Origin of the sequence: Lonsdalea populi (assembly GCF_015999465.1) — a bacterium.
Taxonomy (GTDB): Bacteria; Pseudomonadota; Gammaproteobacteria; order Enterobacterales; family Enterobacteriaceae; genus Lonsdalea; species Lonsdalea populi.
On sequence record NZ_CP065534.1, the window covers coordinates 632,578 to 648,744 of the forward strand.

General features: G+C 58.4%; 11 protein-coding genes. 5 read left to right on the forward strand and 6 right to left on the reverse strand.

Features of this window, described 5'->3' with window-relative positions; all coding sequences use genetic code 11:
* Positions 1 to 10: 10 nt before the first annotated feature.
* Together I6N93_RS02950 and I6N93_RS02955 are read right to left on the reverse strand one after the other, a co-directional pair.
* The gene (locus tag I6N93_RS02950) at positions 11 to 1,246 is read right to left on the reverse strand and encodes a multifunctional CCA addition/repair protein (protein WP_085686332.1); all 1,236 of its coding nucleotides are present in this window, start codon (positions 1,244 to 1,246) and stop codon (positions 11 to 13) included.
* Between the two features lie 91 nt (positions 1,247 to 1,337).
* The gene (locus tag I6N93_RS02955; RefSeq protein WP_085686233.1) at positions 1,338 to 1,958 is read right to left on the reverse strand and encodes a TIGR04211 family SH3 domain-containing protein; all 621 of its coding nucleotides are present in this window, start codon (positions 1,956 to 1,958) and stop codon (positions 1,338 to 1,340) included.
* A gap of 232 nt (positions 1,959 to 2,190) precedes the next feature.
* On the opposite strand from I6N93_RS02955, the gene I6N93_RS02960 reads away from it, so the two are divergent.
* From I6N93_RS02960 to I6N93_RS02980, 5 genes are all read left to right on the forward strand, one after another.
* On the forward strand, positions 2,191 to 3,525 hold the full coding sequence (locus I6N93_RS02960; RefSeq protein WP_085686330.1) for a CYTH domain-containing protein: 1,335 nt from the start codon (positions 2,191 to 2,193) through the stop codon (positions 3,523 to 3,525).
* Between the two features lie 55 nt (positions 3,526 to 3,580).
* Positions 3,581 to 6,436 (forward strand): bifunctional [glutamate--ammonia ligase]-adenylyl-L-tyrosine phosphorylase/[glutamate--ammonia-ligase] adenylyltransferase, encoded by a 2,856-nt coding sequence (glnE, locus tag I6N93_RS02965; RefSeq protein ID WP_085686231.1) that lies wholly within the window; start codon positions 3,581 to 3,583, stop codon positions 6,434 to 6,436.
* Between the two features lie 115 nt (positions 6,437 to 6,551).
* Complete coding sequence (gene hldE, locus I6N93_RS02970; RefSeq protein WP_085686229.1) at positions 6,552 to 7,979, forward strand: bifunctional D-glycero-beta-D-manno-heptose-7-phosphate kinase/D-glycero-beta-D-manno-heptose 1-phosphate adenylyltransferase HldE; 1,428 nt, start codon at positions 6,552 to 6,554, stop codon at positions 7,977 to 7,979.
* Between the two features lie 11 nt (positions 7,980 to 7,990).
* Positions 7,991 to 10,039 carry an NAD-dependent DNA ligase LigA gene (gene ligA, locus I6N93_RS02975; protein WP_085686228.1) on the forward strand — a complete coding sequence of 683 codons (2,049 nt, stop codon included), beginning with the start codon at positions 7,991 to 7,993 and terminating at the stop codon, positions 10,037 to 10,039.
* Positions 10,040 to 10,041: 2 nt separating this feature from the next.
* Positions 10,042 to 10,275, forward strand: coding sequence for a DUF3820 family protein (locus I6N93_RS02980; protein ID WP_085686226.1), 234 nt, complete (start codon positions 10,042 to 10,044; stop codon positions 10,273 to 10,275).
* Positions 10,276 to 10,298: 23 nt separating this feature from the next.
* Here the strand turns inward: I6N93_RS02980 and I6N93_RS02985 are convergent, their stop codons facing one another.
* From I6N93_RS02985 to barA, 4 genes are all read right to left on the reverse strand, one after another.
* A complete protein-coding gene (locus I6N93_RS02985; RefSeq protein ID WP_167459556.1) occupies positions 10,299 to 10,637 on the reverse strand; it encodes a FlxA-like family protein in 339 nt (112 codons plus the stop codon).
* Positions 10,638 to 10,925: 288 nt separating this feature from the next.
* Entirely contained in the window at positions 10,926 to 11,294 is a 369-nt protein-coding gene (locus I6N93_RS02990) for a FlxA-like family protein (RefSeq protein ID WP_085686222.1), read from the reverse strand.
* Positions 11,295 to 11,451: 157 nt separating this feature from the next.
* Positions 11,452 to 12,987 carry a methyl-accepting chemotaxis protein gene (locus I6N93_RS02995; RefSeq protein ID WP_085686220.1) on the reverse strand — a complete coding sequence of 512 codons (1,536 nt, stop codon included), beginning with the start codon at positions 12,985 to 12,987 and terminating at the stop codon, positions 11,452 to 11,454.
* Positions 12,988 to 13,414: 427 nt separating this feature from the next.
* Complete coding sequence (gene barA / locus I6N93_RS03000) at positions 13,415 to 16,156, reverse strand: two-component sensor histidine kinase BarA (RefSeq protein WP_085686218.1); 2,742 nt, start codon at positions 16,154 to 16,156, stop codon at positions 13,415 to 13,417.
* Positions 16,157 to 16,167 lie beyond the last annotated feature (11 nt).

Here is a 16,167-nt window from a genome sequence, read left to right on the forward strand (position 1 = left end):
AGGCCGTTTTTTAGCCAGCGTTCTGCTGGCTATCTTTCCAGTGCTGTAACGCATGGCGGCGACGCCAATGCAGTTCGTCGCGGATCGCCACGTTGCGGAATCCGTCGGCCACGACCTGCGCGCTGGTCACGCTGCTGGCGACCTTGAAGGCTTCGCGCAGATAGTCGCCCTGCGGATAAGGCTTGTTCTCAAAGCCGGTTCGCCCGCGCGCGTCGGCCTCGCTGGTCAGGATCAGCTGATCCAGTCGATGGGGTTTTCGCCAGACGTCAATGCCGTCGAACAGCTTCAGGAGCGTCTTGGGTTGCAGGATAGGCGCGGTATGCAGCAGATCGTGGTACTCCGCCACCAGCTTCGCCAAATCGCGTATCTGATTAGGGATCCGCAGGCGCCGACACATTGCTTCAATCAGCTTGATGCCCGCCGGACCGTGTCCGTGGTGACGCGGCCACAGCGACGGCGGCGTCAGGCCTTTGCCGACGTCGTGGCACAGCGAGGCGAACCGCACGCCGATCTCCGGACTGAGCTGCGCCGCGATGGCCAGCGTCATCATGACATGAATGCCGGTGTCGATTTCAGGGTGCCATTGCGCCGGCGCGGGGACGCCGAACAGACTATCGATTTCGGGGAATAGCACCTGTAATGCGCCGCAGTCCCGCAGCCGTTCGAAATAGACCTGCGGCGAGTTCGAACCCAACGCCTTTTCAGTCTCTTTCCACACGCGTTCCGGCGTCAGGCTGTTGAGTTCGCCGCTGTCGACCATCTGACGCATCAACGCCAGCGTTTCCGGCGCAATCGTAAAGCCGAGATGAGCGTAGCGGGCGGCGAATCGCGCGACGCGCAATACTCGCAGCGGATCTTCGCCGAACGCGTTGGAAACGTGACGCAGCTGTTTTGATGCGAGATCGCGCTGGCCTCCGTAAGGATCGATCAGGCTGCCGTCTTCGTCTTGCGCGATGGCATTGATGGTTAGATCGCGGCGCAGGAGATCGTCTTCCAGCGTCACGTTCGGACTGGCATTGCAGACAAATCCGGTATAACCCTGCCCGGATTTACGTTCCGTTCGGGCCAGGGCGTACTCTTCACGGCTGGTGGGGTGCAGGAAGACGGGGAAATCCCTGCCGACCTGCTGATAGCCGAGTTTCAACAGTGCTTCGGGCGTGGCGCCGACCACCACCCAGTCGCGCTCGGTGACGGGCTGGTGCAATAAACCATCGCGCACGGCGCCACCCACAAGATAAATCTTCAAACCCAACTCCTGCATCTACGGTTTCTCAATGACTATGGCTCACTATAACCTTTATTGATGTTCAGTGTCGGGTTTGACGACGGGCAACGAGTTAGCCCATCCAGCGATCGTTTTTCTTACGACGCGGGATCAGATGCGGTAATACCAGCCCCAGCAGCAAACCTGCGCCAGCCACGCCGCCGCCGTACATGAACCACTGTAGGATCAGCGTGCGCTGTTTGTCATCCAGCTGCACGTTGGCGGCACTGACCTTCTTCTGCGCGACGACCAGTTGATTTTTCAGATCCTGATTTTCGCGCTGCAGCCCGGTGATCACATTATCGCTGGCGGCGACTTTCTGCTGCATATCGGCGGTACGCTGGTTCCAGCTCTGGTCGATATTGGTTAGCTTGTCGGTCAGGACTTTTACCTGATTCTCCAGATCCGGCACGCGGGTGCGCAGGCTGGGCGTCTGGCTCAGTTGATCGAGCGGGATCCAGCTGGCGCGGCCTTTGCCGTCGCGAATCTGGGCATAGCCCGCCCCGTCGTTGACTTCCACGACGGAGACTTCTTCACCGGCTTTCAGCGTGCCGACAATACGGTATTGGTTGCCCGGTCCGCTGTGGATGTAGGTGATAAGTTCATCGGAGATGTAGCGTTTTTCTTCCGCATGGGCGCCGAAGGTGACGGCGAGGCCAACGAGGCTGGCAATAATAAAGCGTAATTTCTGCATAAGATCATCAGGTTGCGTGAATGAATGTGAAATATTCGTCGGATAAGTCTGACGACGAGGGTGACAAACCTAAATGGGAACTGTCTTACTCTTGTTTGTAGCCGAAGACGCAGGATAACTGATGAGGGCGGTGGCCGCACGTCTGGCGACGCGGAGATGGCAACGGTGGCAAGGTAGCGTAAAATGTTATTTACTGACGAGATTCCCGCAGCATCCGGTATAGATAATGATTATGAGTGAAGAGATCGAACTGAAATTTATTGTCCATCCCGACACAGTGCCAGCCCTGCAAACGCAGCTGAATCAGTGGAAGAGCGACTACAGCCACAGCAAGCATTTACATGCCCATCAGTTGGCCAACATCTATTACGAAACGCCAGCCGGCTATCTGCGTCAGCATGGGATTGGGCTGCGTATCCGTGGGGAAAACGGCCGCTACGAAATGACCGCCAAAACGGCGGGCAAGGTGGTCGGCGGCCTGCATCAGCACCCGGAATACAATGTCGAACTGGCGGGACCACAACTGGACATTCGCCTGTTGCCGGACGCTATCTGGCCGGAGGACTGCGACCTTGATGCGCTGGCGGCGGAGTTAACGCCGTTGTTCAGCACCGATTTCCGTCGTGAAGTCTGGGTGGTGTCTCATCACCAAAGCGTCATCGAGATGGTGCTCGACCGCGGCGAGGTGGTGGCCGGCAATTTGCAGGAGCCGATTTGCGAGCTGGAGTTGGAGCTGAAGGTCGGACAGCGTAGCGACCTGCTGGAATTCGCCGACGAGCTTTCCGACGTGGGCGGACTGCGACAGGGCTATTTGAGTAAAGCGGCCCGGGGCTATCAGCTGGCTAAAGGCAACCCGCCGCGCGAAAGACACGCGCTGACGTTCATGCCGGTCAAAGACAAAATGACGCTCGATGAGGGTATCGAGGCGGGCCTGGAGTTCGGGCTGACGCACTGGCAATATCACGAAGAGCTGTGGGTGCGGGGCGACCAGGCCGCGCGCGACAACATGCTGGAGGCGGGAACGCTGCTGCGTGAAATGCTGGTGCTGGTCGGCGGCGTGGTGCTGCGCAAAGTCACGTCCGAATTTCGCGGCGCCTTGACGGCTCTGGAAGCGAAGGTTTTAACGGATCTCGATGCGGAAACGATCTGCTTCGATAAGGATTACCTGAAAAGTAAGCTGGTATTGACGACCTGGCTGCTGGAAGCGGGCTGGCGCCGCTATATGGACAACCGTGAACGCATGCGTTTGCAGAGTTCCTATAAACGCTTCGCCGATATCATGCTGAGCCGGAGTTTGGCGGAGCTGAAGTCCGTGTTTGCGCATTCGCTGACGTCGCTGCATTACGAACAGCAACTGCCGCGTCTGGAACGTGGGTTGAGCGCCTTTATGCTGCTGGGCGGTTTCTATCCGGAGGAAGACGCGGGCGATTATGTTCGCGTCTGGCGCGAGCTGGCGCAGCAAATCGCGAAGCTTAACGTCCATCAACCGGCGCCCGCGGCATTGGATGAAACCCGCAAGCAGGCGATGGCGCGTCCGCCTTTCTGGCTGAACAGCGGACAATCATGATGTATTGAACCCAGCCGCCTGTCGTCGGAGCAGGCGGCGGTGTGAGGATAGGTTGATGAGCAGCACGCCTGCGCCCCGTTTCCCATTACCCGCGTCGTTACTCTCTCAGGCCCAGCAGGCGTTGTCCCGCTGGTCTTCTTCGCCTGCGCTGACGGCCTTGTCGGCGCAGGAACAAGCGGCGGTTGCGATGAGCGATTTCATCGGCGAGGCGCTGGCGCGCTACCCCGACTGGCTGCACGACATCAGGCAATCGCCGCCCGCGCCCGGCGAATGGCAAGGCTATGCGGACGCGCTGCGACGGGCGCTGAGCGAGGTGCGTGACGACGCCGCGCTGATGACCGCGTTACGCATATTTCGGCGTCGCACGCTGGTGCGCATCGCCTTTGCGCAGGCGCTGGGTACTTGCAGCACGGAGGAGACGCTGCGGCAGCTCAGCGAGCTGGCGGAAGTGGCCGTCATCGCGGCCCGCGACTGGCTCTACGCCGCCTGCTGTCGTGAGTGGGGAACACCCTGCAATCTACAGGGAGACGCGCAGCCGCTGCTGGTGCTCGGCATGGGCAAACTGGGGGGGCGGGAGCTTAATTTTTCCTCGGACATCGACCTGATTTTCGCCTATCCGGAAAGCGGAATTACGCGCGGCGGACGGCGGGAGCTGGACAACGCCCAGTTCTTTACCCGGCTTGGCCAGCGGCTCATCAAAGTGCTCGACCACATCACCGAAGACGGCTTCGTCTACCGGGTGGATATGCGCCTGAGGCCGTTCGGAGACAGCGGCCCGCTGGTGCTGAGTTTCACCGCGCTGGAAGATTACTACCAAGAGCAGGGGCGCGACTGGGAACGTTACGCGATGGTAAAAGCGCGTCCACTCGGCGAAGCGGATGCGGCGTATCGTCAGGAGCTGAATCAACTGCTGCGTCCGTTCGTGTTCCGGCGCTACATGGACTTCAGCGTTATTCAGTCCCTGCGCAACATGAAAAACATGATCGCGCGCGAAGTGCGCCGTCGGGATCTGCGCAATAACATCAAACTCGGCCCCGGCGGTATCCGGGAAGTGGAGTTCATCACTCAGGTGTTCCAGCTGATTCGCGGGGGACGCGAGCCACAGTTGCAATCGCGAGCGCTGCTGCCTGCGCTGCAACAACTGGGTGAACTGGGCGTGCTGCCTGCGGAACAAACGTCGCGGCTGCGGGAAGCCTACCTGTTCCTGCGTCGGCTCGAAAACCTGTTGCAGGCCATCGCAGACGAACAGACGCAGACATTGCCGGAGGACCCGCTCAATCAGGCCCGCCTGTCCTGGGGCATGGCCTGCGATAGCTGGCCGTCGCTGTGCGAAGCGTTGACGCGGCACACGCAGGCGGTGCGCGACGTCTTCAATGAACTGATTGGGGATGACGCCCCCGACGGCAGCGATGACCCGGCCCACGAACACTTCCGCAGCCTGTGGCAGGACGGGTTGGACGATGCCGAACTGGCGTCGCTGACCCCGCATCTGCCGGAAGAGAACCGGACGAACCTGTTACGCCAGCTACAGGACTTCCGCGCCGAACTGTCCCGCCGCACCATCGGTCCGCGAGGCCGGGACGTGCTGGACCAACTGATGCCTGCGCTGCTGGCGGAGGCCTGTCAGCAGGAGCTGGCCGATGTCATCGTCTCGCGCATCACGCCGCTGCTCATCGGCATCGTCACGCGAACGACCTATCTGGAGCTGCTGCTCGAATCACGTCCGGCGCTGAAACATCTCATCCGCCTGTGCGCGGCCTCGCCGATGCTGGCCAGCCAGTTGGCGCGTTATCCGCTGCTGCTGGATGAGCTGCTTGACCCTGCTACGCTTTATCAGCCGACGGCGCAACATGCCTATGCGAATGAACTGCGCCAGTATTTGATGCGGGTGCCGGAAGACGACGAAGAGCAACAGTTGGAGGTGTTGCGCCAATTCAAGCTGACGCAGCAGCTGAGGATCGCCGCCGGAGATATCGCGGGCGCACTGCCGATCATGAAAGTCAGCGACCATCTAACCTATCTGGCCGAGGCTATTATCGCCGCCGTGGTGCAACAGGCCTGGCAGAGTATGGTGGCGCGTTATGGCCAGCCGTCGCACCTGCAACAGCAGGAAGGGCGCGGGTTCGCCGTGATAGGCTACGGCAAGCTGGGCGGCTGGGAGCTGGGTTATGGCTCCGATCTCGATCTGGTCTTTTTGCACGACTGCCCGGCGAACGTGATGACCGACGGCGACCGCAGCATCGACGGTCACCAGTTCTATCTGCGGCTGGCGCAGCGCGTCATGCATCTGTTCAGCACGCGCACTGCGTCTGGGATCTTGTACGAGGTGGACGCGCGGCTGCGGCCGTCCGGCGCAGCGGGCATGTTGGTCAGCACGGTTGGGGCGTTCGACGACTATCAGCGCTACGATGCCTGGACCTGGGAACATCAGGCGTTGGTTCGCGCCCGAATGGTGTACGGCGAAACCGACGTCCAGCAACAGTTCGAGGCGACCCGCCGACATGTTCTTTGCCGGGAGCGCGACGGCGAAGCGTTGCGTGCCGAGGTGCGGGAGATGCGGGAGAAGATGCGGCGTCATCAGTCCAGACGAGATCCGGACGCTTTCAACCTGAAGACGGATGCCGGCGGCATTATCGACATTGAATTTATCGTGCAGTATCTGGTTCTGCGCTATGCGCACGCGCAGCCGACGTTAACGCGCTGGTCAGACAATGTGCGCATTCTGGAGATGATGGCCCAGCACGGCGTGATGGAGGAAGACGAGGCCAACGCGTTGACGCGGGCTTACGTCACGCTGCGCGACGAGCTGCATCGTCTGGCCTTGCAGGAATGCTCCGGGCGCGTGAGCCAAGCGCTCTTCAGCGCAGAGCGCGAGCAGGTGGAACGCAGTTGGCAAAACTGGCTGGGCTGAGAGGTTGTTCGCAAAATGGGCGACGACGCCGTGGATTTCCCCCGCGGTGGCCGTGCCGTCGGGCGAGCTGTGGTAGTATAGCGCGCGTTAAAATGAACCCTTTTTGGAGCAGGGAATGAAAGTTACGCTACCTGATTTTCGTCAAGCCGGTGTCCTGGTGGTGGGCGATGTCATGCTCGACCGTTACTGGTATGGTCCGACCAGCCGCATTTCGCCGGAAGCGCCGGTGCCGGTGGTCAAGGTCGATACCATCGAGGAGCGTCCGGGCGGCGCGGCAAACGTGGCGATGAATATCGCGGCGCTGGGTGCCGGTTCGCGTCTGGTCGGCCTGACCGGCATCGATGATGCGGCCCGGGCGCTGAATGCTAAACTGAACGAAGTCAATGTGCAGTGTGATTTCGTCTCCGTGGCGACGCACCCGACGATTACCAAACTGCGGGTGCTCTCGCGCAACCAGCAACTGATCCGCCTGGACTTTGAGGAAGGGTTCGACAACGTCGACCCGGAGCCGATGATCGAGCGAATTCAGCAGATGCTGCCGAAAATCGGTGCACTGGTGCTGTCGGACTACGCCAAAGGCGCGCTGGTCCACGTGCAAAGCATGATTCAGACGGCGAAAGCAGCCGGCGTGCCGGTGCTGATTGACCCGAAGGGCACGGACTTCGCCCGCTATCGCGGCGCCACGCTGTTGACGCCGAACCTGTCGGAATTCGAAGCCGTGGCAGGCCGCTGCCGTGACGAAGACGATCTGGTCGCACGCGGCATGCAACTGATGGCGGATCTGGATCTGTCTGCGCTGCTGGTGACGCGTTCAGAGCAGGGTATGACCCTGTTGCAGCCGGGGAAAACGCCGCTGCATCTGCCGACGCAGGCGCAGGAAGTGTATGACGTGACCGGCGCGGGCGATACGGTCATCGGCGTGCTGGCCGCCGCCCTGGCCGCCGGTAACCCGCTGGAAGAAGCCTGCTTCCTGGCCAATGCCGCCGCAGGCGTCGTGGTCGGCAAACTGGGCACCTCCACCGTCACGCCGATCGAGCTGGAAAACGCGATTCGCGGTCGCGCGGAAACCGGGTTCGGCGCGATGGACGAAGCGCAGCTGAAAGCGGCGGTCGCGCAGGCGCGTCAGCGCGGCGAGCGCATCGTGATGACCAACGGCTGCTTCGACATTCTGCATGCCGGCCATGTGTCTTATCTGGCGAATGCCCGCAAGCTGGGTGATCGTCTGATTGTGGCCGTGAACAGCGATGCGTCGACTCAACGTCTCAAAGGTCCTACGCGTCCGGTCAATCCGCTGATGCAGCGTATGATCGTGCTGGGCGCGCTTGAAGCCGTCGACTGGGTGGTGCCGTTCGAAGAGGACACCCCGCAGCGTCTGATTGCCGAAATCCTGCCGGATATTCTGGTGAAGGGCGGCGACTACAAGCCGGAAGCGATCGCAGGCAGTAAAGAAGTCTGGGACAACGGCGGCGAAGTCAAAGTGCTGAACTTTGAGGACGGCTGTTCGACCACCAACATCATTAATACCATCAAGGCCAGCCACTGATCGCTGTCGTTATGTCAGAGAAAGGGTTTACTCCATTGAATTCACAGTCTGTTGAAGCACGCCTTAAAACGCTGCGCACCCAGCTTCGTTATCACGAGCGCAAGTATCACGTGGAGGATGCGCCGGAAATTCCCGATGCGGAATACGACCGTCTGATGCGTGAGCTGAAAGCGCTGGAGCAGGAACATCCGGCGCTCGTCACGCCGGACTCGCCCACGCAGCGTGTGGGTGCGGAGCCGCTGGCGGCGTTCGAGTCTGTGCGGCATGAAGTGCCGATGTTGTCGCTGGACAACGTGTTCGACGAAGAGAGCTTCCTGGCGTTCTGCAAACGTATCAACGACCGCCTGAAACATGAGGACGATCTGCCGTTCTGCTGTGAACTGAAACTGGACGGTTTGGCGGTCAGCCTGTTGTATGAAGAGGGCGTACTGGTGCGTGCCGCCACCCGCGGCGACGGGACGACGGGGGAGAACATCACTTCGAACATTCGTACCATCGGCGCGATCCCGCTGCGGCTGAGCGGCGGCGATATCCCGCGTCGGCTGGAAGTGCGCGGCGAAGTCTTTATGACGCACGGCGGCTTTGAGGCGCTGAACGAGGAAGCGCGCCGCACCGGCGGCAAGGTTTTCGCTAATCCGCGCAACGCCGCCGCCGGTTCGCTTCGCCAGCTGGACCCGCGCATTACGGCGAAACGTCCGCTGACCTTTTTCTGCTACGGCGTCGGGCTGGTGGAAGACGGCGAGCTGCCGGACTCCCATTGGGAGCGGCTGCAACGCTTCAAGTCCTGGGGGCTGCCGGTCAGCGACCGCATTCGCCGCTGCACCGGCAGCGACGCCGTGCTGGACTTCTATCGTCAGGTGGAAGAGACGCGCAGCGGTCTGGGATTCGATATCGACGGCGTGGTGATCAAGGTAGACGATCTCGCGCTGCAAGCGCGTCTCGGCTTCGTGGCCCGCGCGCCTCGCTGGGCGGTGGCCTACAAGTTCCCGGCACAGGAGCAACTGACCTGGCTGCGGGACGTGGAGTTCCAGGTCGGCCGCACCGGGGCGATAACGCCGGTCGCGCGGCTGGAGCCGGTGGCGGTGGCTGGGGTGATGGTCAGCAATGCGACGCTGCACAACGCCGATGAGATCGACCGTCTCGGCATTCGTATCGGTGACCGCGTGACGGTGCGCCGCGCCGGAGACGTCATCCCGCAAATTGTCAGCGTCGTGTTGACGGAACGTCCGCAGGAAACGCAGCCTATCGTTTTCCCTGAACAGTGTCCGGTCTGCGGTTCCGACGTCGAGCGGGTGGAAGGCGAAGCCGTGACACGCTGCACCGGCGGCCTGTTCTGCGGCGCCCAGCGTAAAGAAGCGCTGAAACACTTTGTCTCCCGCCGGGCGATGGACGTTGACGGTATGGGCGACAAGATCATCGACCAACTGGTGGAAAAAGAGTACGTGCATACGCCTGCCGACCTGTTCCGCTTGACGACGGGCATTCTCTCCGGGCTGGATCGCATGGGGCCGAAGTCGGCGCAGAATCTGGTGAACGCGCTGGAGAAAGCCAAGTCGACCACTTTTGCCCGCTTCCTCTATGCGTTGGGCATCCGGGACGTCGGCGAGGCCACCGCAGCGAGTCTTGCCGCGCATTTCCTGACGCCGCAGGCGCTGTCTGATGCGGATCTGGACACGTTGCAGCAGGTGCAGGACGTCGGGGTTGTCGTGGCGACGCGCGTGCGCAACTTCCTGGATGAGGAGCACAACCAGCAGGTGATCCGGGAGCTTATCGACGAGATTGGCATCCACTGGCCCGAGCCGGTCATCGTCAATGCGGACGAATCTTCCAGCCCATTCGCAGGCAAAACGCTGGTGTTGACGGGGTCGTTGAGCGTGTTGTCCCGCGACGAGGCGAAAGATCGCCTGACGGCGCTCGGCGCGAAGGTCAGCGGCAGCGTATCGAAAAAGACCGATATGGTGATCGCGGGCGAAGCGGCGGGATCGAAACTGACTAAGGCGCAGTCGTTGGGCATTCCGGTGATTGACGAGGCGGAAATGATGCGCCTGCTGGAGCAATAGCGATGGAAAAGGCCGACCTGCTGGCTATCGCCAACACGATCATGCCGTTTGGTAAATACAAAGGCCGGGCTTTGATCGATCTGCCGGAGGAGTATCTGCTGTGGTTCGCGCGTAAAGAGATCTTTCCCGAAGGACGTTTAGGCGAGCTGCTGCAACTGACGATGGTCATCAAAATGGAAGGTTTGCAGGGGTTAATCAAACCCCTGCAAGACGCCTCAAGCGGCCGGTCCGACTGACCGGCTCGTTCCTGGTCCTGCCCTTACACGTAAACGTTAATCTGGTTGTTGGCGGTAGGACGATTAATGCCGTCCGCCAATGTCGAGAAACTGCCGGTCTGCGTGCTGCTGTCGCTGGAATAGCTCTGCGCCTGCGCGGATTGCAGCTGAGAAATCTGGGCTGCCAGCGCCTGAATCTGCGCTTCAATCATCTGAATCTGTATCTGAGCGCTTGAATCTTCACCGTTGCTGGACGTGACCTGACTCAGTTGTTGGGTCAACTGCTGTATCTGCTGTTGCAGCCGGGCAATCCTTTGCGTGTTATCACGGTTGCTGGACGAATCGCTGAACGATGTTGATGATATTGCGCTGATTACGGCCATGGTGTCGTCCTCCATTTGTCAGCCTTTATAGGCTATGGAGCGATTATAAAACAGGTGAGTTGAGTGAATATTTAGCGCTTTGTCTGAAAAAACGCAGGATTTGCTGCAAATCGTGGAGAAAGCGTAAAGAGACGCTTCATGACAGGATGGCGTTGTGCCGCGGCGGTATGCAACCCGCTCCAGCAGGAGTCGGGCGGCGGCAAATTAGGCAATACGGCCGGCCGTCCAGGCCCGACCGTTAGTTTCTGTATAAGATAAAGTGAACAGTGCCGGCCTTGCAGATGATCGTCAGATATAGATGTCAATCTGATTGCTGTCGGTCGGCTGATTCACGCCTTCTTTTTTACTGCTGGCCGTGGACGCGTTGCTGTTTTCAGCGGCGCTCTGCTGCTGACCCTGCTGCGTCTGCGCTATTTGCTCCTGAGCCTGCTGGTTTTGAAGTTGTGCAATCTGAGCTTCAATCATTTGGATCTGAGCCTGCAACATTTTTGTCTGGGTGTCTTTCGTCTCAGCATCCGCACCGGAGCTACTCACATCTTTCAACTGCTCGGTGATCTTTTGCAGTTTCTGGGTGAGTTGATTGATCTTTTGCGAGTAATTGGTCGAACCGCCGGATGTGCTGCTGCTGGCGGAAGAGACCGAGCTAATAGTGGCCATTTTCACTCCTGAATATGTGTGTAAAGTGGATCTGTTCCCATCTACCTTTGCGAACTTTTGCAAAGAGTAGGGGGTAAGTGTCGGCGGATTGCCATAATCCTTTAATGCTTATTCAGTATAAAGTACCTGTCTTTATTACGCTGAGGGCCGAAGAGCGCTATCGGCCGTAGACGTTGACCGCCTGCGTCAGGCGTGCCGCCTGACGATTCAGTCCCAAGGCGACGGCCGAGGATTGGGTCACCATCTCACTGTTGCTCTGCGTCATTTGCTCAATCTGGGCGATGGAGTCGTTGATCAGCGCCAGCGCCGACGTCTGTTCCCGCGTGGCGAGACCAATCTCGTTGATGAGGCCGCTGACCTGTCCGACATGTTTCATGATGTTGGAAATATGCTGATCGGCTTTTTCTACCAGATGACTGCCGTTCTGGACGTTAGCGGCGTTATCGTCAATCAATGCCTTGATCTCTTTGGCGGCGGAAGCCGAATTTTGCGCCAGCTGGCGGACTTCGGCAGCCACGACGGCGAATCCTTTCCCCTGTCCGCCGGCGCGGGCTGCTTCCACGGCGGCGTTAAGGGCCAGAATGTTGGTCTGGAACGCGATGCTGTCGATGACGGAAATGATATCTACCACCTTTGCACTGGTCGCATTGATCGCATCCATCATCTTGACGGTCTGCCGCATAATGTCGCCGCCCTGCTGCGCCGCCTGAGTCGTGGCGTCGGTCAATTGGATCGCGTTTACCGCCGTTTCAGCGCTTTGGTGAACGGCGGATGTTATCTCTTCGATCGCTGCCGCCGTTTGCTGCAGGTTGCCCGCCGTCTCTTCCGTGCGATGGCTCAGGTCGACGTTGCCGCCCGCCAATTGCTCGCTGACGTCTTTCATGCCCGCCACCTGGGCGGTGACGTCGTCGACCAGCGAATTCAGATTGAGCGAGAACTGATTGACCACCCGCAGTAGCATGCCGATTTCATCCACGCGGTTGAACCTCAGGCTATCGACTTTCCTCCCCGAAACCACGCGCTGCGCCTGACCCAGCAGGGTTTGCAGAGGGCGGGCGATTTGCTGCTGTAAAAAGACGTCCAGCAACAGCATGGTCAGCAGTGAAGTGATGGACAGCGGCAAAATACCGGCACCGGACAAAGAAAACAGAACAGGAATTATGCCGCCAGCCAACACGGCGCTGCGCAGACGCCAGCGCACCGGCATTTTTTGAAATACGGAGAGAACGGATAACAGGCCTGTTCTGACCACCAGCCCTTTATAAAATTTGCGGCGACCGGCCCTCTGTTTAATGACCGCATCATATAGCTGTGCGGCGGCTTTTACTTCTTCCGCTTCCGGCGTGTTGCGAACGGAAATATAGCCAGAAAGTTTATCGTTACGATAAACCGGCGTGACGTTGGCGCGTACCCAATAATAATCCCCGTTTCTGCGGCGATTCTTTACCATGCCGGTCCAACTGTCTCCCTGTTGCAGGGTATACCACATGTCTGCAAATGCTGCGGGCGGCATATCCGGGTGACGTACAATATTATGCGGTTGGCCGACAAGCTCTTCGGCGTCAAATCCACTGACCCGAATAAAGGCGGAGTTGGCATAGGTAATATGGCTTTTAACGTCTGTGGTTGACATTAGCGTGGTATTCGCATCCAGCGAATATTCTTGTTGGGTGACAGGTGTATTAACCCTCATAATAAAACCCCGAGTGTGTCGTCGTAAAAGAAATAAATGAGAAATAATTGACCGATTAAATACAGAAATTTAGTAAAAAGAATGGTGTTTTATTATCATTGAAGGTGGTTTGTGAATATGACCATTGCCGTTTATTCAGAGGGGTGTTTCCACCAGGCTGGGGATTATCCGTTAAAGAATAATATTGTCAATTTATTCGTGATGTTAGGGTATAGGTAATAATCATTCTCGCGATATTGATTGTTTTAAGTATAAAGTCATTTGATGATTTTAAATAAACACAAAACAGATCTGAAGAATAAACCGTGATTGGCTTGTTAAAAATATAACGATCTTTTTATTTAACGCGCTTAAGGTCTTTACAAAAAAGATAAAATAAAATGACATTATTTCCTCCTTGAAGAAGGAAATAAATGAAGGCGTTTCGTTAATCGGAAAGGTATTGTCCCGCCGCCTTTTCGACATGGATCATTTCATCCAACAGCTCCAGCCATTCCGGCTCCAATGCCTCCGCCGTTACGCCGCGACGCAGCTGCTGTTCCAGATATGCACAAAGCTGTTTGAGACGAGGTACTCCGCTATAGCTGCAACTGCCGTGCAGTTTGTGAATGGTTTCCAGAAGCGAATCCTGGTTCTGTCCGTCCAGTTGCGCTTCAATCTGCGGACGCACCTGAGCCAGAAAATCCAACAGCATTTTCAGTAAATCGCGAGCCAGTTCCGGTTTGTTGGCGGCCTGCCGCTGTGCCAGCGCCCAATCGAGCGACAGCATTTCTCCTGCGTCGTCGGCCGCCGGCTCCGCCACAAGCCTGCGCAGCACGCGGTACAACATCTTTTCATCAATGGGCTTGGACAGGTAGTCGTCCATACCTGACTGGAGAAACTGCTCCCGCTCCCCGTCCATGACCTGCGCGGTGACGGCGATAATGGGCGTATCCTGGTGATTCGGTAATTGGCGGATCAGCTCGCTGGCATGCAAACCATCCATCCCTGGCATCTGGATATCCATCAGTATGACGTTCAAATCGTTTTGCCTGGCCCGCTCCACGGCTTGCGCGCCGCTTTCGCACAGGATGATATCGTCCACCAGCTCTTCCAGCAGCGCACCGATCAGCTTCAGATTCGCCAGATTGTCGTCGACAGCCATTACCCGTAGCGGCAGTCGTGGCGTTTCCTGCTTAGGATGAAGTTCCAACCCGGGACTGTTCGCGTAGCTGCACTGGAACAGGTTGGTGTCCTGCAACAGCGGTAGTAGGCGCGCCGAGGTGATGGGTTTGCTCAGGCAGGCATGAACACCCAGCGATTTCAGCTGTTCCGCGTCCATCTGCGCCAGACTGGGCAGGGCAAGAATGACGCAGGGCGCGCGGCGGCAGAGGTTATGGATCTCGGGGGTGAAGTCCAGCAGCGTATTGCGGTAATGAACGGGAATGCCCACCAGCAGAATATCGAACTTTTGCGCCGGCAGCTGTTCGGTAGTGGGACTGTAGCTGACGGTCAGCGGCGTTTGTCTCAGCACGTCAAGCGTCGCCTGCGCGGCGGCGGGGTTGGCTTCGACATAGGCCAGGTTTTTTCCCCGCAACATGTCGAAGTAGTTATTGAGCACGGCAGGATGCGGATTCAGCTGTAGATTCAGCGTACACCAGAAGGTGGATCCCTGATCGGGAACGCTGTGGAAGCGGATATTGCCGCCCATTTCCTGCACCAGCCTCTGGGTGATCACCAGACCCAGTCCCGTACCGCCGTGCCGACGGGAAATGCTGGTGTCCGCCTGCCGGAACGCCTGAAACAGCTGGGTTTGCTGCATTTCATCAATCCCGATGCCGGTGTCTTTGATCTGAATTTCCAACTGCTGGCGCTGCTGTTGCTGGGAACGTTTTTCCACGCGGATATCAATATTGCCGTGCTCGGTGAATTTAATCGCGTTGCCCAGCAGGTTGGTGACGATTTGCTGGAGGCGCAATGGATCGCCGATAAATTGCTCAGGGACATCGCGCTGAATGTTCAGCGTCAGCTCCAGCCCTTTTTCATGCGCGGTGTGTGCCAGCAGAATCACCATTTCATCCAGCGTGTTGTGCAGCGAGAAAGGAATGTGCTCCAGCACCAGCTTGCCGGCTTCCAGCTTGGAGAAGTCCAGTACGTCGTTGATGATATTCAGCAGATTGTTGGCCGAACGTTCAATGGTGTGCAGGTAGTCTTGCTGCGTGGGCGTCAGCTGCGTTTTCAACGTTTGCCGGGTGAAGCCGATCACGCCGTTGAGCGGCGTGCGCAGCTCATGCGACATATTGGCGAGAAACTCGGATTTGATGCGGGCGGCTTCCTGAGCGCGCTTTTTGGCTAAATCCAGCTCGACGTTCTGGATTTCCATCTGTTCCAGCGTTTCTCTCAGGTCGTAGGTCGCCTGGTCGATATTCTGCTGCATCTCTTCATGGTAGGCGGTCAACGACATCGCCATCGAGTTGATGCCGTTTTTCAACATATGCAGCTCGCCGAGCATCTTGCCTTCGACGCGGCTGTCCAACTGGCCCCGCCGGATGCGGTCAACGGTATCCACCATATTGCCGATGGGCGTGGTGACGTCTCGCATCAGGCGATAAGCGAAAAGCAGCGCGCATCCCAGACTCATCAGCAACAGCAGGGTCGCCAGACTAATTTCCCGGTACTGCTGCAGTTCGATGTCGTCCAGATTAAGGGCGATGGCGACATAGCCCACCGGCGCGAAGCGGCCACTATTATTGGGGACGTCAGGGGCCAGTTCCTCTTGCGTCAGCAGCGGCATACGCATGATGAGGTGATCGTCCCGCTCGAAAATCTGAAGCGCTTCCGGCACCGGCGATCCTTCCGGCAGCGCCAGAATATTGTTGATATCGCGGGAGTAGGTGCTCACTAAGGGACGATGATGCGTATCGAAAACGCTGATGGCGCGAACCACATCCGCGTGGCGGCGATGCAGCCGGTGTACCAGCTGGCGCAGCGTTTCCGGTTGGTGCTGGGCGATGGCGAATGCGCTATTAATGGCCAGAGGTTCAATAATGCTGCTGCCGGCTTCCGTCAGTTGATCCTGCAACTGATTATAACGATGAATGATGAAGAAGCCGCTGAGCAGGAGCCCCACCAGCAGCGTGGGCGCCAGAATCAGAATCATCATTCGTGCACGCAGACTGTATTTGGTCATGGGGGTCCAAT

Bases quoted from the DNA above. Each gene is read 5' to 3' on its own strand.
- ligA (WP_085686228.1), top strand. From the start codon at position 7,991: ATGTCAGAGAAAGGGTTTACTCCATTGAATTCACAGTCTGTTGAAGCA.
- glnE (WP_085686231.1), top strand. From the start codon at position 3,581: ATGAGCAGCACGCCTGCGCCCCGTTTCCCATTACCCGCGTCGTTACTC.
- I6N93_RS02960 (WP_085686330.1), top strand. From the start codon at position 2,191: ATGAGTGAAGAGATCGAACTGAAATTTATTGTCCATCCCGACACAGTG.
- I6N93_RS02985 (WP_167459556.1), bottom strand. From the start codon at position 10,637: ATGGCCGTAATCAGCGCAATATCATCAACATCGTTCAGCGATTCGTCC.
- hldE (WP_085686229.1), top strand. From the start codon at position 6,552: ATGAAAGTTACGCTACCTGATTTTCGTCAAGCCGGTGTCCTGGTGGTG.
- I6N93_RS02980 (WP_085686226.1), top strand. From the start codon at position 10,042: ATGGAAAAGGCCGACCTGCTGGCTATCGCCAACACGATCATGCCGTTT.
- I6N93_RS02995 (WP_085686220.1), bottom strand. From the start codon at position 12,987: ATGAGGGTTAATACACCTGTCACCCAACAAGAATATTCGCTGGATGCG.
- I6N93_RS02955 (WP_085686233.1), bottom strand. From the start codon at position 1,958: ATGCAGAAATTACGCTTTATTATTGCCAGCCTCGTTGGCCTCGCCGTC.
- I6N93_RS02990 (WP_085686222.1), bottom strand. From the start codon at position 11,294: ATGGCCACTATTAGCTCGGTCTCTTCCGCCAGCAGCAGCACATCCGGC.
- barA (WP_085686218.1), bottom strand. From the start codon at position 16,156: ATGACCAAATACAGTCTGCGTGCACGAATGATGATTCTGATTCTGGCG.